This window comes from Sphingomonas sp. 2378, from assembly GCF_038084995.1.
In the GTDB taxonomy this organism is placed as follows: Bacteria; Pseudomonadota; Alphaproteobacteria; order Sphingomonadales; family Sphingomonadaceae; genus Sphingomonas.
Genome location: NZ_JAXCMJ010000009.1, coordinates 64,833 through 88,691, shown reverse-complemented (window position 1 = coordinate 88,691; position 23,859 = coordinate 64,833). Strand labels below are relative to the sequence as shown.

General features: G+C 67.2%; 25 protein-coding genes and 1 pseudogene. 13 read left to right on the top strand and 13 right to left on the bottom strand.

Features of this window, described 5'->3' with window-relative positions; all coding sequences use genetic code 11:
- The first annotated feature begins 1 nt into the window (after window position 1).
- From SM191_RS06985 to SM191_RS06960, 6 genes are all read left to right on the top strand, one after another.
- Window positions 2-1,270 carry an SDR family oxidoreductase gene (locus tag SM191_RS06985; RefSeq protein ID WP_341505556.1) on the top strand — a complete coding sequence of 423 codons (1,269 nt, stop codon included), beginning with the start codon at window positions 2-4 and terminating at the stop codon, window positions 1,268-1,270.
- Entirely contained in the window at window positions 1,263-1,736 is a 474-nt protein-coding gene (locus SM191_RS06980; protein ID WP_341505555.1) for a DUF2269 family protein, read from the top strand. Before SM191_RS06985 ends, SM191_RS06980 begins: the two co-directional genes overlap by 8 nt.
- Window positions 1,733-2,266, top strand: coding sequence for a DUF4166 domain-containing protein (locus tag SM191_RS06975; protein WP_341505554.1), 534 nt, complete (start codon window positions 1,733-1,735; stop codon window positions 2,264-2,266). The genes SM191_RS06980 and SM191_RS06975 overlap by 4 nt, the downstream gene beginning before the upstream one ends.
- Entirely contained in the window at window positions 2,259-2,660 is a 402-nt protein-coding gene (locus SM191_RS06970; RefSeq protein ID WP_341505553.1) for a thiol-disulfide oxidoreductase DCC family protein, read from the top strand. Before SM191_RS06975 ends, SM191_RS06970 begins: the two co-directional genes overlap by 8 nt.
- 324 nt (window positions 2,661-2,984) lie before the next feature.
- Window positions 2,985-3,758, top strand: a complete 774-nt coding sequence (locus tag SM191_RS06965) for a tyrosine-type recombinase/integrase (protein WP_341505552.1) — start codon at window positions 2,985-2,987, stop codon at window positions 3,756-3,758.
- Complete coding sequence (locus SM191_RS06960; protein WP_341505551.1) at window positions 3,751-4,494, top strand: hypothetical protein; 744 nt, start codon at window positions 3,751-3,753, stop codon at window positions 4,492-4,494. Before SM191_RS06965 ends, SM191_RS06960 begins: the two co-directional genes overlap by 8 nt.
- A gap of 184 nt (window positions 4,495-4,678) precedes the next feature.
- Here the strand turns inward: SM191_RS06960 and SM191_RS06955 are convergent, their stop codons facing one another.
- From SM191_RS06955 to SM191_RS06940, 4 genes are all read right to left on the bottom strand, one after another.
- Window positions 4,679-5,122: a very short patch repair endonuclease gene (locus SM191_RS06955; protein WP_341505550.1), complete on the bottom strand. Its 444-nt coding sequence runs from the start codon at window positions 5,120-5,122 to the stop codon at window positions 4,679-4,681.
- Window positions 5,119-5,949 (bottom strand): hypothetical protein, encoded by an 831-nt coding sequence (locus tag SM191_RS06950; RefSeq protein ID WP_341505549.1) that lies wholly within the window; start codon window positions 5,947-5,949, stop codon window positions 5,119-5,121. The genes SM191_RS06955 and SM191_RS06950 overlap by 4 nt, the downstream gene beginning before the upstream one ends.
- Entirely contained in the window at window positions 5,946-7,043 is a 1,098-nt protein-coding gene (locus SM191_RS06945) for a DNA cytosine methyltransferase (protein WP_341505548.1), read from the bottom strand. The genes SM191_RS06950 and SM191_RS06945 overlap by 4 nt, the downstream gene beginning before the upstream one ends.
- A gap of 642 nt (window positions 7,044-7,685) precedes the next feature.
- Entirely contained in the window at window positions 7,686-8,048 is a 363-nt protein-coding gene (locus SM191_RS06940; RefSeq protein WP_341505547.1) for an NAD(P)H-dependent oxidoreductase, read from the bottom strand.
- Between SM191_RS06940 and SM191_RS06935 the strand changes: the two genes are divergently transcribed.
- A complete protein-coding gene (locus SM191_RS06935) occupies window positions 8,047-8,469 on the top strand; it encodes a hypothetical protein (RefSeq protein ID WP_341505546.1) in 423 nt (140 codons plus the stop codon). The two genes, SM191_RS06940 and SM191_RS06935, sit on opposite strands and share 2 nt — an antisense overlap.
- On the opposite strand, the gene SM191_RS06930 is transcribed toward SM191_RS06935, so the two are convergent.
- The 4 genes and pseudogenes from SM191_RS06930 to SM191_RS06915 all read right to left on the bottom strand — a co-directional run bounded on the left by SM191_RS06930 (window position 8,466) and on the right by SM191_RS06915 (window position 11,787).
- Complete coding sequence (locus tag SM191_RS06930; protein ID WP_341505588.1) at window positions 8,466-8,612, bottom strand: hypothetical protein; 147 nt, start codon at window positions 8,610-8,612, stop codon at window positions 8,466-8,468. The genes SM191_RS06935 and SM191_RS06930 overlap by 4 nt on opposite strands.
- A 138-nt stretch (window positions 8,613-8,750) precedes the next feature.
- A pseudogene (locus SM191_RS06925) lies at window positions 8,751-9,197 on the bottom strand (transposase); the annotation flags it as partial.
- Between the two features lie 187 nt (window positions 9,198-9,384).
- Window positions 9,385-10,566, bottom strand: a complete 1,182-nt coding sequence (gene bktB, locus SM191_RS06920; RefSeq protein WP_341505587.1) for a beta-ketothiolase BktB — start codon at window positions 10,564-10,566, stop codon at window positions 9,385-9,387.
- 210 nt (window positions 10,567-10,776) lie between these two features.
- The gene (locus tag SM191_RS06915; RefSeq protein ID WP_341505545.1) at window positions 10,777-11,787 is read right to left on the bottom strand and encodes a hypothetical protein; all 1,011 of its coding nucleotides are present in this window, start codon (window positions 11,785-11,787) and stop codon (window positions 10,777-10,779) included.
- Window positions 11,788-11,973: 186 nt separating this feature from the next.
- Between SM191_RS06915 and SM191_RS06910 the strand changes: the two genes are divergently transcribed.
- Window positions 11,974-12,731 (top strand): IS5 family transposase gene (locus tag SM191_RS06910; RefSeq protein WP_341505544.1). Its coding sequence is split into 2 segments (ribosomal slippage): window positions 11,974-12,292 and window positions 12,292-12,731, totalling 759 coding nucleotides; the frame shifts between segments, so codons are not numbered across the junction.
- A gap of 13 nt (window positions 12,732-12,744) precedes the next feature.
- Here SM191_RS06910 and SM191_RS06905 read toward each other — a convergent pair.
- The gene (locus SM191_RS06905; protein WP_341505543.1) at window positions 12,745-14,829 is read right to left on the bottom strand and encodes an acetate--CoA ligase family protein; all 2,085 of its coding nucleotides are present in this window, start codon (window positions 14,827-14,829) and stop codon (window positions 12,745-12,747) included.
- Between the two features lie 194 nt (window positions 14,830-15,023).
- Here SM191_RS06905 and SM191_RS06900 point away from each other — a divergent pair, with 194 nt between their 5' ends.
- Window positions 15,024-16,187, top strand: coding sequence for an acyl-CoA dehydrogenase family protein (locus tag SM191_RS06900; RefSeq protein ID WP_341505542.1), 1,164 nt, complete (start codon window positions 15,024-15,026; stop codon window positions 16,185-16,187).
- Window positions 16,188-16,199: 12 nt separating this feature from the next.
- On the opposite strand, the gene SM191_RS06895 is transcribed toward SM191_RS06900, so the two are convergent.
- Window positions 16,200-17,432 carry an NAD(P)/FAD-dependent oxidoreductase gene (locus tag SM191_RS06895; protein ID WP_341505541.1) on the bottom strand — a complete coding sequence of 411 codons (1,233 nt, stop codon included), beginning with the start codon at window positions 17,430-17,432 and terminating at the stop codon, window positions 16,200-16,202.
- 199 nt (window positions 17,433-17,631) lie between these two features.
- Between SM191_RS06895 and SM191_RS06890 the strand changes: the two genes are divergently transcribed.
- Window positions 17,632-18,576, top strand: a complete 945-nt coding sequence (locus tag SM191_RS06890) for an SDR family oxidoreductase (protein ID WP_341505540.1) — start codon at window positions 17,632-17,634, stop codon at window positions 18,574-18,576.
- Window positions 18,577-18,649: 73 nt separating this feature from the next.
- Window positions 18,650-19,555, top strand: coding sequence for a crotonase/enoyl-CoA hydratase family protein (locus SM191_RS06885; protein ID WP_341505539.1), 906 nt, complete (start codon window positions 18,650-18,652; stop codon window positions 19,553-19,555).
- Between the two features lie 24 nt (window positions 19,556-19,579).
- Here SM191_RS06885 and SM191_RS06880 read toward each other — a convergent pair whose 3' ends face one another.
- Together SM191_RS06880 and SM191_RS06875 are read right to left on the bottom strand one after the other, a co-directional pair.
- Entirely contained in the window at window positions 19,580-20,359 is a 780-nt protein-coding gene (locus tag SM191_RS06880) for an enoyl-CoA hydratase/isomerase family protein (RefSeq protein WP_341505538.1), read from the bottom strand.
- A gap of 18 nt (window positions 20,360-20,377) precedes the next feature.
- Window positions 20,378-20,698, bottom strand: a complete 321-nt coding sequence (locus tag SM191_RS06875) for a 2Fe-2S iron-sulfur cluster-binding protein (RefSeq protein WP_341505537.1) — start codon at window positions 20,696-20,698, stop codon at window positions 20,378-20,380.
- 192 nt (window positions 20,699-20,890) lie between these two features.
- Between SM191_RS06875 and SM191_RS06870 the strand changes: the two genes are divergently transcribed.
- Window positions 20,891-21,901 carry an NAD(P)H-dependent flavin oxidoreductase gene (locus SM191_RS06870; RefSeq protein WP_341505536.1) on the top strand — a complete coding sequence of 337 codons (1,011 nt, stop codon included), beginning with the start codon at window positions 20,891-20,893 and terminating at the stop codon, window positions 21,899-21,901.
- Window positions 21,898-22,626 (top strand): NUDIX hydrolase, encoded by a 729-nt coding sequence (locus SM191_RS06865; RefSeq protein WP_341505535.1) that lies wholly within the window; start codon window positions 21,898-21,900, stop codon window positions 22,624-22,626. Before SM191_RS06870 ends, SM191_RS06865 begins: the two co-directional genes overlap by 4 nt.
- A 4-nt stretch (window positions 22,627-22,630) precedes the next feature.
- On the opposite strand, the gene SM191_RS06860 is transcribed toward SM191_RS06865, so the two are convergent.
- Window positions 22,631-23,854, bottom strand: a complete 1,224-nt coding sequence (locus SM191_RS06860) for a cytochrome P450 (RefSeq protein WP_341505534.1) — start codon at window positions 23,852-23,854, stop codon at window positions 22,631-22,633.
- Window positions 23,855-23,859 lie beyond the last annotated feature (5 nt).

Below are 23,859 nucleotides of genomic sequence, written 5' to 3'. Positions count from 1 at the left end.
CATGCATGTCCTGATCGTGGGCGCGAGCGGCTTTATCGGGCGGCACCTTGCCGCCCGGCTGGTGGCGGAGGGCGCCTGTGTCACCGCCGCCGGTCGCGCGCCGGATCGCTTGAGGCGGTGCCTGCCGAGGGCGGCGGCGATCCGCTGCGACCTTGCCACTGACGGGTTGGAGGACTGGCGCGAGCGGCTGGCGGGAGTCGACGCGGTGGTCAACTGCGCAGGGCTGTTCGGCGACGAACGGGGCTATGCGCGCGTCCATGCCGGTGGGGCGATCGCGTTGTTCGACGCCTGCCGCGCCGCCGGAGTTGGCCGCGTGCTCCAGATTTCCGCGCTGGGCGCGGCGGCCGATGCCGTCAACGCCTATCACCGCAGCAAGGCCGCCGCTGACGACCATCTGGCGGGGATGGGGGACGCGATCGGCTGGGCGATCGTCCGGCCGTCGCTCGTCCTCGGCCGTGGCGGGCAGAGCAGCGCGCTGTTCACCACGCTCGCCGCGCTGCCGGTCACGCCGGACCTCGGTCGCGCCGATGGCTTGGTGCAGCCGATCCATGTCGACGATCTGGTCGGGATACTGATTCGCCTGCTTCGCGCTCCGCTGCCGCTGGCCGTCCGGATCGATGCGGTCGGGCCGGAGGCGATGAGCACGTCGGCGCTGGTGACGATCCTGCGCAACTGGCTAGGCCTGCCGGACACGATGCGGGTCACGATGCCGCGCTGGCTGATCGCGGGAGTCGCTCGCCTCGGTATCGGGCCGGTGACGCGCGAGGGCTTGGCGATGCTGGCGGCGGGCAACACGACGTCCGTCGAACCGCTGATCGCCATCACCGGTTTCCGTCCGGCACCGATTGCCCAGGCCTTGGCCCGCCGCCCGTCGAATTGGGCCGACCTGCGTACGGCACGATTTGCCCCTGTCGCGCCGATCCTGCGCACTGCGCTCGCGCTGGTCTGGTTCGCCGGTGGAGCAATACCCTTGTTCGTCACTCCGGCGGCGACGAACATGGCGTGGCTGGCGCGGGTCGGCCTGTCGGGGAGTGCGGCGACGATCGCCTTATGCGCAGGCGCGCTGGCCGACATCGCGGTCGGCGCTGCGCTCCTCCTGAGGATACGCGGCGCGGCGCTTGCGGGGATCGCCCTGATGGCGACCTACACGCTGATCCTGACCCATATCGCGCCCGAACTCTGGGCCGATCCCTTCGGTCCGCTCGTCAAGAACGTCGCCGTCTTCGCCCTGTCGCTCGCCGTCAACGCGCTGGAGATCCGTCGTGGCTGATTATCTGCTGCTGAAAACCGTCCATATCCTCAGCTCGACCCTGTTGTTCGGCACCGGGCTCGGCACCGCCTTCCATGGCTGGATGGCGAACCGCTCCGGCGACGCGGGCGCGCGCCGGGTGGTCAATCGCAACGTCGTCCTCGCCGACTGGCTATTCACGACCCCCGCCGTCATCGTTCAGCCGGTGACCGGGGTGTGGCTGGCGCAACTCGCGGGCTTTTCGCTGACGACCGGCTGGCTGGCGGCGTCGATCGCGCTCTATCTGATGGTCGGCGCCTGCTGGCTGCCGGTGGTCGGCATCCAGATCCGGATGCGCCGCATCGCCGATGCCACCCCGGCGGAGATGCCGCTGCCGGCGCGCTATTTCCAGCTGTCGCGGACGTGGTTCCTGCTCGGCTGGCCGGCGTTTATCGGGGTGATCGTCATCTTCTGGCTGATGGTGACCAAGCCGGAGTTCGTGTGGTGACCCAGCCCCTGTTCCGTCGTCTCCTCGGGGCCCCGATCGATGATCTGCCGCCCGTGCTGCGCGAGGCGCATGACAGACGGATCGACCAGCGCTGGCGCGGCGTGGCGCAGGTCGAGGCGCACCCGAACCCGCTGGCGCGGCTGCTCTGCCGCATGATGCGCCTGCCCCCCGCCGGGACGGCCATCCCGGTCACGGTCTGGTTCGAGAGGCGCGGCACCGCCGAACACTGGCACCGCGATTTCGCCGGACGTCGCTATGGCAGCACGCTGGTCGAGCGTGACGGATTGATGATCGAGCGGATGGGCATGGCGACCAACATCTTCCGCGTGTCGGTGGAGGACGGCGCACTCCGGTTGGACCTGATTGGCTTCAGGTTCCTCGGCGTCCCGCTGCCTTCCGCCCTGCGCCCGCATTGTCACGCCCGCGAACATGGAAACGACGGGTGCTATGTCTTCGACGTGCCCGTCGACCTCTGGCCCTTCGGCCGGATCATCCACTACACCGGCCAGATGGAGCGGATCGATGACTGACGGCCCCATCATCCTGTTCGACGCGCAATGCGTCCTGTGCTCGGCCAATGCCCAGTTCATCCTACGCCACGATCGCCGGCACCGTTTCCGACTGGCGGCGATGCAGGGTGCAGCCGGTGCGGCGCTGTTCCGTCGGCACGGGATAGACCCGACAGATCCCGACACGATCCTCGTTGTCGATGGCGATAATATCCTGCGGGACAGTGACGCGGTGATCGCAATCTACACAGGCCTGGGCTGGCCGTGGCGCGTCGCGGGAGTGGCCCGCTTGGTGCCGAACTGGTTGCGCGACCGGGCTTACCGATGGATCGCCCGTAACCGCTATCGCTTCTTCGGCAGGCGGTCGACGTGCTGGCTTCCAGCGCCGGAGGATGCCGGTAGGGTTCTATCATAGCCGCGCACCTGCCCGATACCGGAAGCCGTAGTTGGCCGATGTCGCTCTGCGTTGGAGCGAAGGCGACGGGCATTGGGACAAAGCTGTCATTCCGATCCGGCTCGCGAAACGGCGATTTATGGCAATAGCTGACGTTCACGCGCTCGGCCCGTAATCACTTCCCTCCGGTCGACATCCATTTTCCCGCTACCGGCGGAATGACCCAACGCACGAAGCCGCTGCGCGGCATTGGGGTTCGCGGTGAGATAACGCGTCAGCGCTGAGGTTTTGTCCTGCGGCAGCGGAGGCAGACGATGGGGTTCCTTCAACAAGAGGAACTTTGTCATGACGACGTCACCGACCGAAGCACCTGTCACCCCGCTGCGCCAGCGGATGCTCGACGACATGGCGATGCGTTCGATGCGGGCGCGGACGCAACACGACTATGTCCGCCACGTCCGCACCTTCGCGGCCTTTCTCAAGCGCTCGCCGGCCACCGCGACGGCAGAGGACGTGCGGTGCTTCCAGGTTCACCAGCGCGAGCACGGCGTCAGCGAGTCCGTCATCGGCGCGACGGTATCGGCGTTACGCTTCCTGTTCGGGGTGACGCTCGACCGGCCGGATCTGTCGCGCAAGCTGGTGCTGGCGCCGCGGCCTCGCAAGCTGCCCGACGTGCTGAGCGTCGATGAGGTCGCGCGACTGCTCGAGGCGGCACCGGGCATCAAGTACCGCGCGGCGCTCGGCGTGGCATACGGTGCCGGCCTGCGCGTGTCGGAGGTCGCCCACCTCAAGGCCGACGATATCGACAGCAAGCGCATGCTCATCCGTATCGAGGAAGGCAAAGGGCGCAAGGACCGCAACGCGATGCTCTCGCCGCAACTGCTCGAACTGCTCAGGGTCTGGTGGCGCGAGGGCAAGCGGCGTAGCGTCCTGCTGCCGCACGGATGGCTGTTCCCGGGCCGCAGCTACACCGACCCGATCTCGACGCGGCAGCTGCACCGCGCGGTCCACGAGGCGGCCGAAGCCGCGGGCATCCGCAAGCGGGTCAGCCCGCATACCCTACGGCACAGTTTCGCCACGCACCTGCTCGAGCAGGATGTCGATATCGCCGATGGCTGACGAGACCGATGGAGCGCTGGGCGCGCTGACGACGGGGTTCGTCCTGCCGCCGGCCGATTTCGAACGGTCCGGCCGGCCGATCCCGCGCCCATATTGGGATGCGGTCCGGGCCTACCCCTTTCACTGCCCGCTAGACCTGCCAGTCGGCGACGGGTCGGAATTCGAGTGGGAGGACAATCCCATGCCGCGCTTCGGCAATTATGACCTGATGATCGCGCGGGACGCAAAATTCGCCTTTTGGGCGAATGAGGCGCAGCAACGCTTCACCAACCTGTCAATGCATGTCCGGATGATGCGGGACATCCCACGCGATGCCGAAGAGGAGACGTGGCAATGGGCCGACCGCGCCTATGCAAGGATCGTCGCCCAGACCGGCGCGGACCTGCCCGACCACGACTTGTCGCGGCTGATCGATCGGGATTACGACATCCTTCAGGACGACGAACGCTGCCGCATTTGGTGGCACTGGGCAGAGCGGCATTGGGCAATCAACGGCTACCTGTCCCAACAGCACGACTATCATCTGGCAGACGATCCGATCAACGACGACCTCATCAACGGCTGGCTGTTCCTGCTGGTCGGCCGGCACGTCACGGACGAATGGCTACAGCCTGCCTGGCTCAGAGAGCGACTCTTCGACTGGCGCGCACTTCCGTTATTCGCGTCCCCTGTGCCGGGGGTTCGGTATCTCGTTCCCCGCACCGCACTTGTGCCGGAGGAGGCCGAAAAGCCATGATCTTGGCGTTGCGCCACCGCCCGCGTCGCACCTACGACTCACGCCGTGTCGCCCTCGACGACGCAGTTCGTCCCGCCGCTGGCGTGGCAGATCGTGAAGACCGTACAGCCGCCATGCTGCGCGACCGCGCTCGACTCGCCTCCGCTTAGAAACGCCCACGAAAGCGCGATCGCCCCGCCGATCCTCAGGGCGCCACGGTGGCGCCACGCGCGTCCACGACGCGCGCACGCACTGCCTCGACGAACGCGTCGATCGCGGCCGGATCCCGGCTTTCGCACTCCCATAACGTCATCACCGTCCAGCCGGCCTCCTTGAGCAGCGCCAGCTGCCGCGCATCGCGCTCGACGTTGCCATCCAGCTTCTCGGTCCAGAATTCGAGCCTGCTCTTCGGCATCCGCGCGTGCTCGCAGCCGGGATGGCGGTGCCAGAAGCAGCCGTGGACGAAGATCGCCAGCCTGGCCCTGCGGAAGACGATGTCCGGCCGGCCGGGCAGTTCGCGCGCCTGCAGACGATAGCGCAGCCCGGCGGCGTGCAACGCGCGTCGGAGCCGCATTTCGGGTCGCGTATCGCGCCCCTTAACTCGCGACATGACCTCCGAGCGCGTGAGCGGCGCCCGCTTCGCCTTCACGCCGTGAAGCTCTCCAGCGCGTAGCGGTAGGTGTTCGATTCCTTGTAAAGGATCACCCTGCCCGGGAAGACGGTCGTCCGCCAGCCTGGCGGAAGCGCGGCCATGATCTTCTGCAGCAGGGTACGGGTGGTGTCGTCATCGTCCACGTCGACCGGCCCGGCCTCGCGCTGATCTGCATGCCCTTTCCGGTAGTCAATGTACTTGTCGTCGGATCCGGGCTGCAGATCGGTTTCGTATCTGAGATCGAACGGCAAATGTTCCTTCAGGCGGACGAGCAGCGACAGAAGCTGATACTGGCCAGGCTTCACCAGATGCAGCGGGCGATCGATATTGACCGGGTATTTCACGTCGAACTCGGCCGGTCGCTGGCCTTCGCGGCGATGCCCGGGATCGTTGGAGCCGAACCCGCTGTAATTCCACCGTAGGGCGTCCTTGTCGGCCTTCCGCATCTCGTCGATCAAAATCGCCTCGACGTCGAAGTTGGAAAACACGAGGATACGGATCGCCTTGAATGTGATCGTCGCCGGATCGAGATTCTTCCGGTTCTGAATCGAGAAGGCATGCCGGTTCAGGCGATCCCGGAAGCCGTGCCGCGTGTCTGTCTTGCCCGCGTAGACGGGATACCCGTCGACGAGGAGGACATAGGCGCCCTTCGCCCCTTCCGGGATCGCGTTGACCGACGCGGCGGTCAACGGCGCGGCGTGAATGTCGGCGACCACCCCGGGCAGATCATTGCGCATGACCTGCTCGATGTTGATCTCGTACTCTTTGTAACCCGCAAGCGCGGGCTCGATTACGGTGGCGGCGGGTGTCTGCGATTCGGTCACGCCGCCATTGGCAACGCACCCGCACCTCTGGTCAAGATGCCGCTCATCCAGCGACCGACGGCTTCGGCCAGTTCGGACGGAACGGCGTTGCCGAGCTGGCGCATGCTTTCGGTCCAGCTGCGCGGGAAGTCGTAGTCGTCTGGCAGACCCTGCAGGCGCGCGGCCTCGCGGGTGGTGAAGTAGCGGACGCCGCCGCCGGGCAGTACCATCATGTTCTCGCCCCCGGGGACGCCATGGTCGCCGGCCTTCAACGCCTTCGCCGGCTGATCGAGCGGACTGCCGGTGTGGCCCTTGTACGCCTTCGCTCCGGCCTGGAAGATGTGGTTGTTGCGGCCGGTCGGCTCGCCCAGGCCCTTCAGCTTGTCTCGGACGGTCACCCAGCGCGGCCCGGTCGGCTCGACGCCGGCGGCACGCAGCTTCCGAACCGTGTGGACGTCGAGATAGTCGGTCGGCTCCTTCTGCCGACGCAGACCATGTTCGTCCCAGTACGTGCCTGTCACGAACTGCTCCCAGAGAAGTCGGTCGCGCGAATGGGTCGGCTTTAGGGCGGCGACCGGGCTGGTCAGCACGTCCGAGCGGACGCCGGCGATGATGACGCGGTGGCGCTTCTGGGCCGCGCCGTAGTCGGCAGCGTTCACCAGGGTCACGCGCACGTTGTAGGCGAGGTCCTCGCCCGGCCGCGTCAGGCCATCGACGATCGACTGGAGGTACGGGGCGAACTTGGCCCGAGCGAGGCCACGCACGTTCTCGAAGATGAAGCCGCGCGGTCGTATCTCACGTACCGATCGTATCGCCTGCGGCCACATGTCGCGATGGTCGTCGTTGCCGCGATGCTTGCCGCCGATGCTGAACGGCTGACACGGCGGACCGCCTGCGACCAGGTCGACGCCGGCGTGCGCGTGCCAATCAATCTCGCGGACGTCGCTGCGCACGATCGGCCAGTCGGCCACGTGCTCGACGCCCTTCGCGCGATTGTGAAGCACCGTCTCGACGGCGTCTGCGTTCCACTCGACCATCAGGTCATGGTGAAAGCCCGCTCGAGCCAGTCCGAGGCCGAGGCCTCCGCATCCGGTGAACAATTCGACGCTTCGCACGATCAAAACCCCTTAAAGACCGAACTGGCGGCGTTACGACAATCACAGCCCAGTCGATCGCATGACATTTCGGCACGATCAAGGCTGGTCGTCGCCGCTCAGCGCGGTTCACCCCGACCAGGATGCCGTCCGACGACACGCACCTTACACCATGTTCTTTATTTGTTCCACCCCTTTGTTGCCGGGTCGCAGTGCTGATTCGGGATGACCACGAAGACGAGGAAGGATCAATGCAGCTCGCACACGACGCAGCGCTTCGTGCGACGGCATGCGCGATATAAGACACGGTCTATCCAACCGAGAACTGGGCACCCGTCGGCTTCGAGGAGGCCGAGCGCTGCCGGACGGTCCACTATCGTCAGGCTGTCGACGCCGCCCACCAGGCGCGTGCGACGCTGGTCGACGTCCGGGATCGCCAGCTCGCGCTGTTATGAGCGTGAACCGCCGGGTCGAGACCCTGATGGACGCGGCGCATCACGGGTTCCCGGTCAAAGTCCGTCGCCTTCGCCGCAGGCGGCTGCGTATCCTCACCAATGCGGCCGCCGAAACTATGCCGAGCGATGCTGCGCGCCTGCTGTCCCTGATCAGGAATGACTTTGGGCCCGCGCCGCAAAGCCGGGGAGCGTAGCACGCGCAATGTCGCTACGCTCCCATGTGACGCAGGATGTCGTCGACCCGTTTGAGGAGCGCATGGGTCTGCTGCCCCAGGTCGCTCGCCGTGGCTCTGGCGGTGCGCTGCAACGGCAGGAAGTGGACGGAGCGGACGCCAATGCAGCCCAGCACCGCCGACAGATAGGGCGTCAGAAAGCCCGGCTGCGCTGCGCCCTCGCCATGAAAATGTCCGCCTGACGCGATGGCGATGAAGACTGGCTTGTCGGGGAGCAATCCGACCTTGCCGTTCTCGCCCGGTGCGAAGGTGTGGAAGGGGCGGACAACAAGGTCGATCCAGGCTTTCAGGGCGGCGGGCACGGTGAAGTTATGCATCGGGGTGCCGATAACCAGCATGTCTGCTGCCACCAGTTCGGCGATCGCCGCGGCGGAGCGATCCAGCGCGGGCGAAGAAAAGCCGACTTCTGCCTGCCCCGCGACAAGCGCAGAAGCATATCCGGACATTCAGGTCGAGATCGTCGCCGAGGACGGTTTCGTCGATATGGTGGCATCGGGCTGCGATGCCAGCATCCGCTATGACGAGCGGCTGATCGCCGGTGTCGCCGGTGCAGTGGAACTGCTGGTCGATGTGGCGGTGGCAGGCGGTGGGATCATCCACCTGTTCGAGGACTGGCTCGCGCCGACGTTGGGGAGCGGCGCACTCGAACCGGTACTGCCCGACTGGTGGCAGTCCTTCTCCGGCCCGTTCCTCTATTATTCCGGCCGCCGTCTCGTGCCGCCGCCGTTACGCGCGTTCCTCGACTTCATCTGCGGTTAGAGCATCGCGAGCGGCTCGGGGCCGCGTGGCGGCGGGAACAGGTCGTCGAAGCATCGTAGCTCGGCTTCGGATAGTGTGAGGTCCAACGCCGCCCGGTTATCCCGCACATGGGCGACGGACCCGGCCTTGGGGATGGGGAGGATGCCGTCCCGCGTCAGCAGCCAGGCGATAGCGAGTTGCGCGGGCGTGGCGTCGCGCTCGAGGCCATTTGGGCAGGCCGGGATGGGCCACCAAGCGGCCTTGCTCGACCGGGCTGTAGGCCATGACCGGCATCTGATGACGAAGCGCTCGCCGACGATGATGGCGAACTGGGTTTTTGCCTCGGACCACTCGCGGTATGGACGCTTCCACTCCTGAGCGGCGGTGTTGCGCACGAAGTATAGCAGCTTCATCGCGGCATCGGCACCGGGGAAGTGGCCGCGGGTTCGTACCGCCCGGCGCAGTTTCGAGTTCAGCGCCTCGATGGCGTTGGTGGTGTAGATGATCCGGTGCACACCCTCAGGGAAGGCGAAGAACGGGATCACATGATCCCAATGGCGCCGCCATCTCTGCGCGATCGCCGGGTGGTGTTTGCACCAGGGACTGGCCTCGAAGGCGTCCAGCGCCGCCCGGCCGGCCTCGGCCGTCTCGGCCCGGTAGACGCTGCGGAGCGCCTGCGCGATCGGCTTGCAGCCCTTCCACGACACAAAGCTCATCGGGTTGCGCAACAGGTGGACGATGCAGACCCTGCCCCGACGAAGGCCGGGGGACTGCCTCTGTCGTGCGGCGCTCCCGTGTAGAACCTGTCCCATGATGCATCCTTCCAGGCTTGCGCCGATGATGCACCATCAAATGCCGCGATCAAACATCCGACGAGCCACGGACCCATGGGCGGGATCCTTACCCCTGCCGTCAGCCTCAGCTCGCTTACCGCTGCTATCGGATTCGCTCGATCACCATTGCGATGCCCTGTCCGCCGCCGATGCACATCGTGATGAGGCCGAGCATACCGCCGCTGCGCTCCAGTTCGTAAAGCGCTTTGACCGTCAGGATCGCCCCCGTCGCGCCCACGGGATGCCCCAGAGCGATGCCCGAGCCATTGACGTTGGTCCGCGCCGCATCGAAACCAAGTTGATCGGCGACCGCGCAGGCCTGCGCTGCGAATGCCTCGTTAGACTCGATGACGTCGATCGCGTCCGGTGCGACCCCCGCCCGCGCCAGCGCGATCGGCACTGCCTGAACCGGCCCCAGCCCCATGACGCGGGGCTCAACACCGGCATGGCCCCAGCCGAGGATGCGCGCCCAGGGCTTGGCCCCTTGGCGCTCGACCGCCGCGCCCGAGGCGAGCAGAACCGCCGCCGCGCCGTCGTTGATGCCGGAGGCGTTGCCCGCCGTCACGCTGCCGTCCTTCTGGAAGACCGGGCGCAGACCGGCGATATCCTGTGGCGAGGTGTCGCCCCGGACATGCTCGTCGACCTGGAACATCGTCGTCTGGCCGCGCTTGCGGACCGGGACCGGCACGATCTGGTCCGCGAAGCGGCCGTCGGCGATCGCATGGGCCGCGCGCCGGTGGCTTTCGATCGCCAGCGCATCCTGCGCCTCGCGGGAGATGCCGCATTCGACTGCGACATTCTCCGCCGTCACGCCCATATGCGATCCCTCGAACGGATCGGAGAGTGACCGGGTGAGGGCGTCGAGCATCGTCGCATCGCCCATCTTGCGCCCGAAGCGCAGGTCGGTGGCGTAGAAGGGCGCCTGGCTCATACTTTCCGTGCCGCCGCCGATGGCGACGTCATATTCGCCCAGCATGATCCCCTGCGCCGCCGAGATGATCGCCTGGAGGCCCGAGCCGCACAGCCGGTTGACCGTCAGCGCGGGAGTGGCGACCGGCAAGCCGGCGCGCACTGCCGCGACGCGGGCGATATAGGCGTCGGCGGGCGTGGACGGGATGACATTCCCCATCACGACATGGCCGACCGTCTCCGGCGCGAAACCGGCGCGGGCGAGCGCCTCGCGGATTACGATTTCGCCCAGGGTGGAAGCGGGAACGTCCTTGAGCGCGCCGCCAAAGCTGCCGATCGCGGTCCGCGCGCCGGACATCAGGAAAACATCGTTCATCATTTTGCTCACCTCGTCTGCTCGGGCCCGATCCGCCCCCCGCGTCCGCTTCGCCTCGGCATCGCCACGACGTCTTGACCGTGATCGGTGTCGCGCCCGGCTGGGCATGGATGCGGCCCCGGCTATTTACGCTGCACCGCGATCAGGCAATGGACCCTTCCGCGCCATCACACTTGTGAATGATGCACCGCCATGCCGATCGCGGCGCGATCAGGATGCGGCGCGGACGTCGGCGGCCACCATCCGGGCCCAGCGATTGAGCCGCTGCCACATCCGTGCCCGAGTCGGCGCGAAATTGTGCATATGCGCCATGCGGGGCACGATATAGAGCGACACGTCGGGGCTCGACGTGAACTCCGCCGGTTCGCGGTGCGGGTCCGGGCACACGTCGCGCTCACCCATCGCGAGCAGCACGGGGACGTCGATCATCGCCACTTCGGCCGCGAAGAAATGCGGCGAGTTGCAGCCGATCGCGCAGGGCGGCAGCGTCAGGCTGCCCCAATGCGGGGTCGTCTCCCGCTTCGGATAGCCGCCCTTCATATCGGTCGCGATGATGTCTCCGAGCGTCTCCTCCCAGTGAAAGGCATAGCCCCAGTCAGGATGGCCGCGTTGCGACCGCGCTGTGACCATTTCCTGATTGGGGGTCGCGCGGGTGAAGCAATAGGTGGCGCGCGTCATTCGTTCGAGGTCGCGGCTGGGCTGGGGCAACTGGGTATGGATCGCGCTGATGCCGAGCGGTGCGATCGCGTCATAGGTTCGATGCCGTCCCTGCATGATCATCGTGATGCCGCCGCCAAGCGACTGGCCGCATCCGACGACGAACGGATCGGGGACGGCGGGAAAGCCCTGCGCCAGCGTGCCGTCGCGCAGGCGCGCGACCAGCTCGCGCACCACCGCGTCGTTACCTGCGGCCATCGTCTCGATCCGCAGTTTCGCATTGTGGCGGGTGGTGCTGTCGCCGACGCCGAGATGGTCGATGGTGACGTAGACGAAGCCATGGGCGGTATGGAATTCGGCCTCGCTATAGCCGTCATGACCCTCGGCATGGATGTCGAAATAGCCGCGCGAATAGCCGCCACCCGGACCGGCGAACAGGATGATCGGAATATCGCCAAGCTCGGCGGGATCGGGCAGGAACAGGCTGACCGCGACGTGTGCGTCGTCCAACCCGGTCGCCTCCGAAACGTCGATACGCAGGTCGATGGCTTTGCTCTGGCCCATGTCGTTGCTCGCTCCTCGTCTTGGCTGAAGAGTGCGCGGCGGGGCGGGCATGCGGCAAGGGCGCGGGCGCGGTCATCAAGAGCATGATGCCGCCGGTCGGCCCTGCGCGCCCTAGGCGCTGTCTGCATTCAAGGGATTCCGTTTGAATTGAAGATTTGATTCAAGGTTGGCGAAGGGAGCCAAGCCTTGAGCAGACGGACATTGACGGACGAACAGTGGCAGCGGATCGAGGGGCATCTGCCTGGCCGAGCCGGGTTGCCTGGACGCAGTGGGGTGGACAACCGGCTGTTCGTGGATGCGATCCTGTGGATGGCGGGCAATGTCGCGCACTGGCGTGACCTGCCTGAGGTGTTTGGCAAATGGACGGCGGTGCATGCGCGGTTTCGACGCTGGTCGCATGCGGGTGTCTGGGAACGGTTGTTCCACGCGATGGCAGACACCCCGGACTTCGAATACGTCCTGATCGACAGCACGATCTCGAAGGTTCACGCTGATGCGACCGGCGCAAAAGGGGGGCTGAAGCTGCCGCGATCGGTCGTTCGCGCGGTGGCCTGACGACCAAGCTGCATGCGGCGGTCGATGCCATCGGCCTGCCGATCCGCATCCATCCGACGCCCGGCCAATGGGGCGATCGTCCGCAAGCCGAAGCACTACTGACAGGCTTGAAGGGCATCGGCCACGTTATCGCCGATGCCGCTTATGACGCTGATCCGCTACGCAGCTTCATCGCCGACGACCTTGGCGCAACCGCCCATATCAAGGCCAATCCCAGCCGCACCGCCAAGCCTCCCATCGACTGGCGCATCTACAAGGAGCGCCATCAAGTCGAGTGTTTCTTCAACAGGCTCAAACGCTTCCATCGTATCGCCCGGCGCTGTGAGAAAACCATCTCCGCCTTCATGGGCTTCGTCCATCTCGTATGCGCCATGATCTGGTTGCGATGAATGCAGACAGAACCTAAGGGGTCATCGTGACCACGGCGTCCAGCGCGACGATGCCTTCGCCGTCCGGCATCACCAGCACCGGGTTCACCTCGATCGTGTCGATGGCGGGATTGGCGGCGGCGAGCTGAGACAGGCCGGCGATCGCGCGCGCGAGCGCCGCCGCATCGCCCCTGGGCCGTCCGCGATAGCCGTCGAGCAGGGGGGCGGTCTTCAGCCGGGCGATCAGGTCGCGCGCGCCCTCCACATCGACCGGGGCGAGCGCGAACGCGACGTCCTTGACCAGTTCCGTGGTGACGCCCCCCGCGCCGACCATGACCATCGGTCCGAACAGGCCGCGCGTCACGCCCAGCAGGAATTCGGTGCCGCCGCGCACCATCTCGGACAGCAGATAGCCCTCGATCCGCGCGTTCGGCGCATGGGCCGCGACCGAGGCGGCGATGGCGGTCACCGCCTCCGCCGCCGCCGCCCGGCCCCGGATGTCGAGGACCACGCCGCCGACATCGCTCTTATGCGCGATATCGGCGGAGACGACCTTGATGGCGAGGGGGCAGCCCATCCGGTCGGCGGCCTCCCCGGCGGCCTGGGCGGTCGCGACGATCTCCTCGCGGGGGCTGCGGATGCCTGCCTGCGCGACCAGCGCCTTGGCCGCGTGCTCGTTGAGCGCCGCCTGGGCGGGGAGCGCGACGGCGAAGTCTGGATCGGTCTCGACAGCGGCGGGGGCGTCGAAGCCGGTGCGCAGCGCGGCCAGCCCCGCGATCGCGCGCACCGCATGGGCCGGATCGCCCACCGCGATCACCCCCATGTCGATATAGGGGCTGACGATCTCGTCCCGCGCGGCCATCGACAGCGCGATCGGGGTATCGGGAAACTCGGTTCGCAACAGCCGCAGCGAGTCGCGCAGTAGCGCGCGCGAATTCTCCATGTCCACCGCGACGCCGACATAGCCGACCAGCGCGTCCACTCCCGGATCGGCCAGGATCGCGCGGACGAACGCCTGGAACTTCGCCGGTTCGTTCAGGATTTGCGCCGTCGTGTCGATGGGATTGTCGGGGGAACATGCCGGGATCAGTCGCGACAGCGTCGCCCGCGTCTCGTCGGTCAGCGTCGCGATGATCAGCCCTGCTTCGGTGATCGCGTCGGCGAACTGGACCGCGACGCCGCCCGACATGGAGATGGCGGCGACACGGGGCCCGCGCGGCAGCGGCGCGATGCTGACGGCCAGGGCGATGTCGATCGCCTCCTCCGTCGTGCGCGCGCGGTAGACGCCATATGCGTCGAAGACCGCCTGATAGGCCCCGTCGGCCCCCGCCAGGGCGGCGGTGTGCGAGGCCGCCGCGCGGGCCCCCGCTTCGGTCGCGCCGACCTTCAGTATGATGACCGGCTTGCGCGTCGCCTTGGCCGCCGCCAGTGCGCGCCGGAAGCGGACGGGATCGCGGACCCCCTCGACATAGGCGATGATCGGGCCCACGCCGGGGGCGGTCGCCATCCATTCGATGACCTCGCCCGCATCGATGTCGCATTCATTGCCGGTGCTGACGAGCTGGTCGACCGACAATCCGCGCTGCCGCGCCATCCACAGCACATGGCTGGCATAGCCGCCCGACTGGCTGACCAGCGCGATCGACCGGTCGCCATGCCGTTCGGGAAAGGTGCCGATGAAGGTGGCGAGGGTGCCGTCGGCCAGGTTGAACGCGCCGATCACGTTCGGCCCCAGGATGCGCATGTCATGGGCGCGGGCGATCGCCACCATCTCGTCCTGCGCCTGGCGTCCGGCCTCGCCTAGTTCGGCGAACCCGCCGGTCAGTGCCACGACGACGCGCACCCCCTTTTCGGCGCATTCGCGCACCGCGCCGACCGCTGCTGCCGCCGGGATCGCCAGGACCGCCAGATCGACCGGATGGGGAATCGCGGCGACCGAGGGGAAGGCGGGGACGCCCTGCACCGTCGCGCGATGCGGATTGACCGGATAGACGGGCCGGTTGAAGCCCGCGCGCAACAAATAGGCGAGGGGCTTGCCGCCGATCCGCTGCGGATCGTCCGACGCGCCGATGATCGCGATCGATCGCGCGGACATGAGGGTTTCGAGGCCGTTGGACACGCACATCTCCATGCAATCGTGCGGGGGAACGGGTCCGGGATAGAGTGGGATCGCGATCGCACCAGAGCCCGCCGCGCCTGATCGTGGATATGATAAGCGTGGCGAGAGACCCCGTTGGCCATGCGCCGGGCATGGCCAGCCTTCGGTCCCGCGCCTTAGAAAGACGCCGACAGCTTCTTTCGGAGACGAGCGGCATGAGTTTCGATGGCTTCGCACTACCCGAGGATCTCGCGATGATCTCGGACGCGGTGGAGCGCTTCGTGCGGGAGGAGATTCGCCCGGTCGAGGCGGCGCTCCCGCCCGAGGCGCGGCATATCCCGCCCGACCGGCTCGCCCCCCTCCAGCGCAAGGCGAAGGAGGCGGGCTATTGGTGCTTCGACGCGCCCGAGGCGTTCGGCGGGGCGGGCCTGTCGTCCTTCGCCTTCGTCGTGGTGGTCGAGCAGGCGAGCAAGCATAAATTCTGCTTTCCCCAGCCGGGCGGCGGCGTCTTCGGCCACCCGCCCCCAATCGTGATGTATCAGGCGAATCCCGAACAGATCGCGCGCTTCGTCGGTCCGTCGATCGAGAATGGCTGGTACGGCTTCACCGCCATCGCCGAGGCGACCGGCGGCAGCGATCCGATGCGTGCGATCCGGACGACGGCGGTGCGCGACGGTGACCATTGGGTGCTGAACGGCACCAAGATGTGGATCACCCATGCCCAATATGCCCATTACGGCGTCGTCTATGCCCGGACCGAGGCGGGGATCAGCGCGTTTCTCGTCGAGGCGGATACGCCGGGGCTGGGGGTCGTCCGCGAACTCCCGGTGCTGCGCGATCACTGGCCGACCGAGTTGCGGCTGGAGGATGTCCGTATCCCGGCCGAAAATCTGATCGGTCCCGATGGTGGCGGACTGGCGCTGGCGGGGGCGTGGGTGCTGCGCGCGCGCTTGCTCTATGCCGCGCGGGCGATCGGCGTGGCGGAGGAGGCGATTCGGATCGGCACCGAATGGGCTCGCGAGCGCGACCTGTTCGGAAAGCCGCTCGCCGCGCAACAGGCGACGCAGTTCGCGATCGCCGACAGTCGTGCCGCGATCAACGCCGCGCGCTGGCTGACCTGGGAAGCCGCATGGAAGCACGACCAGGGCGAGGATGCGCGGACCGCCGCCAATATCGCCAAGCTGAAGGCGGTCGAGGCGGCCGCCGTGACCGTGGACCGCATGATCCAGATCATGGGGGCGATGGGCCTGTCCAAGGAATTGCCGCTGGAGGCATGGTTGCGCGACCTGCGCGTCGCCCGCATCCTCGAAGGATCGGACGAGATCCTGCGGACCTTCATCGGCAAGGCGGAGATCGGGCCGATCCGCCGGAACGAATGAGCGCGCCGCCGGTCAGCCGGTCAGCAGTGCCTTGAGTGGGGTGTCTGTATCGGCCAGACGCGCGGGGTCGATCCGCGCACGCGCCATGACCAGCGCGCGGCCTTGGACATAGTCCTTCACGCTGTTGATCGCGTCGATCGCGGTCACGCATCCATCCTTCAGATAAAGGGCGCTGAACGCGCGCGTGGCCGGATCGCCCCGTATCACCACCTGATCATGTCCGGTCGAAAGGCCGACGGTCTGCAGCTTGAGGTCGAACTGGTTGGACCAGAACCAGGGCACGGCGTCATAGGCGTCGGTCGACCCCAGGATCGCGCGCGCCACGGTCCCGGCCTGGTCGTTGGCGTTCTGGACCGATTCCAGCCGGATGACGGCGCCGTCGGCATAGCGATTGGAATGCGCGGCGCAGTCGCCGATCGCGTAGACGTCGGGCAGGATGGTGCGGCAGGACCCGTCGACGATCACGCCGTTGCCGCACCGCGCGCCGGCCGCTTCCAATGGGGCGACGGCCGGGATGATGCCGATCCCGACGATCACCATGTCGCACGGCACGACCTCGCCATCCGCCAGCCTCACGCCCGAGGCCGCGCCCGCCTTCCCCTCGATACAGGCCACCGCGCAGCCCAGCCGCACATCGACGCCATGCGCCCGGTGTTCGCGTTCGAAGAAGCGCGAGACGGGCTCGCCCGCGACGCGCGCCAGCACCCGGTCGAGCGCCTCGATCAGCGTGACCGACTTGCCGAGTTTCGTCAGGACGGCGGCCGCCTCCATCCCGATATAGCCGCCGCCGATGACCGCGACCCGGGTCACGTCGTCCAGTTCGGCCATCATCTGGTCCACATCGGCGCGGGTCCGCACCGAATGGACGCGGGCCAGGTCGTGGCCGGGGCAGGTCAGCCGGCGCGGCGCGCCCCCCGTCGCCCAGATCAGCGTGCCATAGCCGATCGTCTCGCCGTCGCGGCGGGTGACGAGGTGGCGGGCGGCATCGACCGTCTCGACCCGTTCGCCCAGCAGCATCGTCACCGCACGCTCGTGCCAGAAACCCGCCGGGCGCAGGAGGATTCGCTCGAAGGGCTTGTCGCGCGACAGATAGTCCTTGCTGAGCGGCGGCCGTTCATAGGGCAGGTCCGGTTCGTCGCCGATCATGGCGATGCTCCCCGCAAAGCCGTTCTGTCGCAGCGCGATCGCCGCCTGCGCCCCGGCATGGCCCGCCCCCACGATGACGATGTCGAAGCTGGCACCCATAGCCTTAACCCTTCCGCGCGGTTCGTCGCGTGTTCCTTCGCGACCCCTATGACCTTGCGACGGCTCCGGCGCAAACCGAAGCGTCCCATGCCAAAATCCACATTCATGATGAGCGCGGCTCGCCTTTGCCTGGGCAGTGTCCATGGCGTTCGGTGCCGGGCATCGTGTCGCTGACGGGAATTTCGCGTGGAGAGCAATCATGCCGGGTCGGTTCGCGGGCAAGGTCGCCATCGTCACGGGGGCGGGGCGCAATATCGGCCGGGCCCAGACGCTGTTGCTGGCCAGGGAAGGCGCACGGGTCGTCGTCAACGACCTGGGCGGCGGCCCCAATGGCGACGAGGTGGCCGATGGAGGCATCGCGCAACAGGTGGTCGACGAGATCGTCGCCGCCGGTGGGGAAGCCGTTGCGGAGGGGGCGATCGTCGCCAGCATCGACGGTGGCGCCGCGATCGTCGCCAGGGCGATGGACCAATGGGGACGGATCGACATCCTCATCAACAATGCGGGGATCTTCCGCGCGGGCCGTATCGACGAACTGACCGAACAGGACTGGGACCTTGTCGTAAATGTCAGCCTGAAGGGCAGCTTCGCGACGATCCGCGCCGCCGCGCCCGTATTCATCGCGCAGCGGAGCGGAGTGATCGTCAATACCGGCTCGACCTCCGGCTATGGCCATTACGGCATGGCCAATTACTCCGCCGCCAAGGAGGGCATCGCCGGACTGACCCGCACGGTGGCGCGCGATCTCGGGGAATTCGGCGTCCGCTGCAACATGATCCGGCCGATCTCGGCGCAGACGACGACGCGGACCGAGGGGGTGATGCGGACCATCCAGCGCTCCCGCGAGCTGGGCCAGACCTATAACTGGAACCGTCGGCTGGCGCTTCGCCGGATGATGCCTATGCCCGACAGCGTCGCCGCGCTCGCGGTGTGGCTGTGCAGCGATGCGGCGGCGCATGTCTCCGGTCGCGACTTCTTCGTGCAGGGCGACGAGATCGGCGTGTTCCCGGAGCGCGAACTCCACCGGGCGATCTTCGCGGCCGAGGGCTTCACGCTCGACGCTTTGGATGCGCCGGGGAGCGGCGAATATCTGGTGGGTGATATCGTGAACCGGTTCCTGCCGCGCGGCACGATGGCCCACTGATTAACTAAGCGACCGTTTGACAAAATAGCAGCGTCGACTCACGCTTGATGGGGTCCGACGATAGGAGAAGATGATGACGCATGGCGCGAAATGGCTGAAGACCAGCGAGACGCTGCGCTTCGAGGTGCGTGACCGGGTGGCGTGGATCACGCTGAACCGGCCGGACAAGCGCAATACGCTCAATGCGCCGATGCTGCGCGAAATCCATGATGCGCTGCTGGAGGCGGACGATCTGGCCGAGGTCAACGTCATCGTCCTGCAGGGCGAGGGGCGCGACTTCTGCGCCGGCTATGACCTGACCGGCAGTTATGGCGGCGGCAAGGATGCGGAGCCGGACTTCGACGCCGAACGCTATCGCACCCGGTCGGGCACGATCGACAATGATTGCTGGCACCTGGAGCGGCAGCAGGCGCTGACGGCGATCCTGCTCGACCTGCACAAGCCCCTCATCTGCAAGGTCCAGGGCTATTGCCTGGCGGGCGGGACGGACCTGGCGCTCAGTTGCGATCTGGTGATGGCGGCGGACGATGCGAAGATCGGTTTCCCCGCCGCCCGCGCCAACGGCACACCGCCGACCAACATGTGGCTCTACCATGTCGGGCCGCAATGGTCGAAGCGGATGCTGTTCACCGGCGACACGCTGATGGGACGCGATGCCGCACGGATCGGGCTGGTGCTCGATTCCTGGCCGGCGGACCAACTCGACGAGGCGGTGGCGGAGATGGCGCGACGGATCTCGAACGTCGATGCGGAGATCCTGTCCGCCCACAAGCGCGCGATCAACGTGCAGATGGAATTGATGGGGGCGAAGACCGCGATGCGGCTGACCGCCGAACTCGACGCCCGCGCCCATCTGGCGCAGGGGCCGCGCCGCGTTCAGTTCCGCAAGGACGTGGCCGAGCTCGGGTTGAAGCAGGCATTGAAGAACCGCGACGAGCCGTTCGGCAACAGCATCGTGTCGCTCAACGCGCGAGGCTAGGGGGCGACGCGGCGGCGCGGGGCGTCAGGGGGCGGACGCCGTCCCCCGCGCCTCGCGCGCGCCGAGGATCGCCATCCCCTCCAGCATCAGGCCATATCCCAGGTCGCGCGCTACCTCGGCGCGCAGGCGTTCGGTGAGCACGATGCGGCTGTACCGCATCGCCTGCGCCGGAAGCGCGGCGATCCGCCGGGCATGGTCCCAGGCGCGCGGCAACAGCGCGTCGGTCGCCAGCACCTCGCCGACGATCCCCAGCCGCAGCGCTTCGGCCGCATCGATCTCCTGCCCGGTCAGCAGGAAGTAGCGGCCCCGGTTCGGCCCCAGCAGCATCGGCCATATCGTATGCACTCCGTCGCCCGGTACGACCCCCGCGATCGCATGCGTCTTGTCGGCGAATATGGCGGTATCGGAGGCCAGCACGATATCGGATAACAGGGGAAGCTCGGCATGGATGACGGCGCGCCCGTTGACGGCGGCGATCACCGGCACTTCGATCGCCAGAAGTTCGCGCACCATGCGCCGTCCCTCGGTGAACAATATGTCCCAGGTCGACGGCCCCATGGCGGGCATCGCCTCGCCCCGATCGTCGAAGCCGCTGCAAAAATCGTCGCCCGTGCCGGCGAGGATGACGGCGCGGACGTTTGGATCGCTGGCCACGTCGTGAAAGGCGGTGCCAAGCTGGCGGTGCAGTCCACCCCAGGGGGCCCAGAGCGCCGGCCCGCCCCGTGTGTAGAGACGCATCTCCAGCACGCCGTCCTCGTAGCGGAACGCGATGCTGTCATGCCGATCGGCATAATGGGCAGGCATGGGGACTCCCGGAAAGGGTCAGCGTTGCGAGCGCGGCACCGTCACGCGCAAGCCGTCGAGCATGCCGGTCAACCGGATCTGGCAGGACAGGCGCGATGTCGGCGTGACGTGACGGGCGAAGGCGAGCAGTTCGCGTTCATCCTCCCCCGGCGGGCCGACGCGCGCGAACCAGTCGGGATCGACGACGACATGGCAGGTCGCGCAACTGCATGCGCCGCCACACTCGGCCTCGATACCGGCGATCCCGCTGCGCGTCGCGGTCTCCATCACGGTCAGCCCTTCACGGCCGTCGATGCGGCGCACGGTGCCGTCGGGCTCGACGAACTCAACCTTGGTCATGGCACCTTCATTCCCGCATGTCGCTCCGGTTGCAACGAAGGTGACGCGCCGATGCAAGCGAAGCGAGCGCGTCGGATACGTCATCAAATATGTGCTAACGCGTTGCGCCGGGCCGTCGGACGTTAACGGCGACCGGCCAGTCTGGCATCAACCCCATCGACAATGGCGGTTAATGACGGGGTGGTTGGCAGCATGGCATTGACGACACGTATCACGCAAATGCTGGGCATCGAGCATCCGATCGTCCAGGGGGGCATGCAGTCGGTCGGTCTGGCCGAGATGGCGAGCGCGGTCTCCAACGCGGGCGCGCTGGGTATGCTGACCGCGCTGACCCAGCCCAGTCCGCAGGCGTTGCGGGACGAGATCGAACGCTGTCGTGGCATGACCGACCGGCCGTTCGGGGTGAACCTGACGGTGTTTCCGACGATGAACTCGCCCGATTACCGGGCCTATGCCCAGGCGATCATCGACGCGGGCATCCGCGTCGTCGAAACCGCGGGCACCTCCGCCGTCGCGGGATTGTGGGAGATGTTCAAGGCGGCGGACATCCGCATCCTGCACAAATGCACCTCGGTGCGCCACGCCCTGTCGGCGGAGAGCAAGGGTGTCGACGTCATCTCGATCGACGGGTTCGAATGCGCCGGGCACCCCGGCGAGGATGACATCGGCGGGCTGGTCCTGATCCCGGCGGCGGCGGATCGGGTCAAGATTCCGATGCTGGCCAGCGGGGGCATCGGCGATGGCCGGGGACTGGTGGCCGCGCTGGCGCTGGGGGCGGAGGGGGTCAATATGGGCACCCGCTTCTGCGCGACGGTGGAGGCGCCGATTCACGAGAATGTGAAGCGGGCGATGCTCGCCAATGACGAGCGCGGCACGAACCTGATCCTGCGCAAGTTCCACAACACCGCCCGCGTCGCCAAGAGCGCGGTGTCGGACGAGGTCGTCCAGCGGCTGAACATGCCCGAGTCGACGTTTCAGGACGTCGCGCCGCTGGTCGCCGGGGCGGCGGGGCGGATCGTCCTGAAGACCGGTGACCTGGATGCGGGCGTCTATTGGGCCAGCATGGTGCAGGGACTGATCCACGACATACCGACATGCGCCGAACTGGTATCGCGCATGGTCGCGGAGGCCGAGGCGATCATCGCCGATCGCCTGAACCGCTTCACCACCCGTCCCGTGCCGGTGGCGGCCCTGGCGCGGTGAGCGGCGTGGACGCCAAGGCGATGCGACGGGCGGCATCTGTGCTGGTGCTGCGCGACGATCCGTTCGAGGTGCTGATGGTGCGCCGCCATGCGGCCCAGTCGTTCGCGTCCGCGCTGGTCTTCCCCGGCGGAACGGTCGATCCCGCCGACGCCTCGGAAGGGTGGCGCGCCTGGGTGGCGCCCGCCGATCTGGACGTCGACGAACGGGCACTGCGGATCGCGGCGCTGCGCGAGGTCTATGAGGAATGCGGCGTCCTGCTGGGGCCGCGCGCCGGGCCGTCGGCGGACTCGGTCGACTTTCGCGCCCTGGTGACGGCGGGCCGCGAACCGCTGGCACTCGACCGGCTGGTGCATTTCGGTCACTGGATCACCCCGGCGCATCGGCCCAAGCGGTTCGACACGCATTTCTTCCTCGCCCGGATGCCCGCCGGGCAGCAGCCGCGCGCCGATGGCCGCGAGACGGTGGCCTTCGAATGGGTGGCGCCGCGCGTCTTGCTGGAGGGCGTCGCGCGTGGCGAGCGCGAACTCCTGTTCCCCACGCTGATGAACCTTCGGCGATTGGCCGAAAGCGGTTCGGTCGAGGAGGCCATGACCCGCGCGCGCCTGCGGGAACCCTTTGCCGTGCGGCCGATCCTGACGCCGGTGGACGGGGGGATCGAGATCACGATCCCCGAGGAGGCGGGCTATGGCGAAACCCGGTTCCGCGTTCCGTCCAGCACGGTCTGATCCGTCAGTCGCGTCGCGACGGCCAGCGCAGCGGAAGCGACTCCACGCCGTTCACCGCGCCCGACGCCATCCGCGCCGGGCCCGCCATTTCGAAATCGGGGATGCGGCGCAACCATTCCTGCAGGAACACCTCGATCTCACGCCGCGCCAGGACCGCGCCGGGGCAGGTGTGCGGCCCGTTGCCGAAGGCGGCATGGGGTATGGGAAACTTGCGGGAGAAATCGACGGTCAGCGGATCGGGCACCACCCGGTCGTCCAGCCCCGCAAAGGGATTGGGCGCCTGGACGATGTCGCCCTCCAGCAGCAGGACGCCCTTATACTCATAATCCATCGTCACGAGGCGGCTGGTGTTGGCGACGCCGTGGCGGCGGATCAGTTCCTCGACCGCGTGGCGGATGAAGGGGACGTCGTCGATGCGCTCGACCAACTGACGGCGATGGTCCGGATGCATGGCGAGGAAGCGCGCGATGAACCCCAGCATCGACGCCACCGTATCGAGCCCGCCGAACAGCAGCAGCAGGCAGACGCTCATCAGGTCCTCGCGCGTGATCGGTGCGCCGTTGACCTCCGACTTGATGATCTGTCCGAACAGGTCGTTGCCGGGGTTGTCGATGCGCTCGTCGAGCTTCTCGCTCAGATAGGCCGCCATCTGGCGATGGGCGTTGGCGCGCTCCTGTTGCGTGCCGCGCGTCACCTGGTCGGCATAAGGCTGGATCCGGGCGCGATCGGACGCGGGCAGGTCGACCAGGCCGAGGAAGATCGTGACGGGCAGGATCTTGGCGAAAGCGGGGATGAAGTCGCATTCGCCGTCCGCGATGAACCCTTCGATCAGTTTGATCGCGGTCTCGCGCGCCACGCCCTCCAGCCGGTCCACCTGCTTGGGCATGAAATGCGGCGTGATGAGGCGGCGATAGGGGGCGCTCTCCGGTGGATCGAGATTGATCGGCTTGAAGTTCAACGGGGAATAGGGCGCGGCGGTGTTGCGCATCGAGAAATGCGCGTGATCCATCTGGACGGCCTTGATGTCCTCGAACCGGGTGAAGATCCAGTGGCCGCCATTATGCGGCGTCCACACGATATCCGGCCCGTCGTGAAGGCGCTTCCATGCCAGATGGACGTCGTCGTCGCCGCTGACATGGTTGTAATAGTCGAAATCGACCACCCGGTCCGCCGGGACATGGTCGGGTTTCGGAACGGTGATGCGGTCGAGCACGTGTGTACGGGCCATGGATA

Bases quoted from the DNA above. Each gene is read 5' to 3' on its own strand.
- SM191_RS06985 (WP_341505556.1), top strand. From the start codon at position 2: ATGCATGTCCTGATCGTGGGCGCGAGCGGCTTTATCGGGCGGCACCTT.
- SM191_RS06970 (WP_341505553.1), top strand. From the start codon at position 2,259: ATGACTGACGGCCCCATCATCCTGTTCGACGCGCAATGCGTCCTGTGC.
- SM191_RS06965 (WP_341505552.1), top strand. From the start codon at position 2,985: ATGACGACGTCACCGACCGAAGCACCTGTCACCCCGCTGCGCCAGCGG.
- SM191_RS06960 (WP_341505551.1), top strand. From the start codon at position 3,751: ATGGCTGACGAGACCGATGGAGCGCTGGGCGCGCTGACGACGGGGTTC.
- SM191_RS06935 (WP_341505546.1), top strand. From the start codon at position 8,047: ATGTCTGCTGCCACCAGTTCGGCGATCGCCGCGGCGGAGCGATCCAGC.
- SM191_RS06940 (WP_341505547.1), bottom strand. From the start codon at position 8,048: ATGCTGGTTATCGGCACCCCGATGCATAACTTCACCGTGCCCGCCGCC.
- bktB (WP_341505587.1), bottom strand. From the start codon at position 10,566: ATGAACGATGTTTTCCTGATGTCCGGCGCGCGGACCGCGATCGGCAGC.
- SM191_RS06915 (WP_341505545.1), bottom strand. From the start codon at position 11,787: ATGGGCCAGAGCAAAGCCATCGACCTGCGTATCGACGTTTCGGAGGCG.
- SM191_RS06900 (WP_341505542.1), top strand. From the start codon at position 15,024: ATGAGTTTCGATGGCTTCGCACTACCCGAGGATCTCGCGATGATCTCG.
- SM191_RS06895 (WP_341505541.1), bottom strand. From the start codon at position 17,432: ATGGGTGCCAGCTTCGACATCGTCATCGTGGGGGCGGGCCATGCCGGG.
- SM191_RS06890 (WP_341505540.1), top strand. From the start codon at position 17,632: ATGCCGGGTCGGTTCGCGGGCAAGGTCGCCATCGTCACGGGGGCGGGG.
- SM191_RS06885 (WP_341505539.1), top strand. From the start codon at position 18,650: ATGACGCATGGCGCGAAATGGCTGAAGACCAGCGAGACGCTGCGCTTC.
- SM191_RS06880 (WP_341505538.1), bottom strand. From the start codon at position 20,359: ATGCCTGCCCATTATGCCGATCGGCATGACAGCATCGCGTTCCGCTAC.
- SM191_RS06875 (WP_341505537.1), bottom strand. From the start codon at position 20,698: ATGACCAAGGTTGAGTTCGTCGAGCCCGACGGCACCGTGCGCCGCATC.
- SM191_RS06870 (WP_341505536.1), top strand. From the start codon at position 20,891: ATGGCATTGACGACACGTATCACGCAAATGCTGGGCATCGAGCATCCG.
- SM191_RS06860 (WP_341505534.1), bottom strand. From the start codon at position 23,854: ATGGCCCGTACACACGTGCTCGACCGCATCACCGTTCCGAAACCCGAC.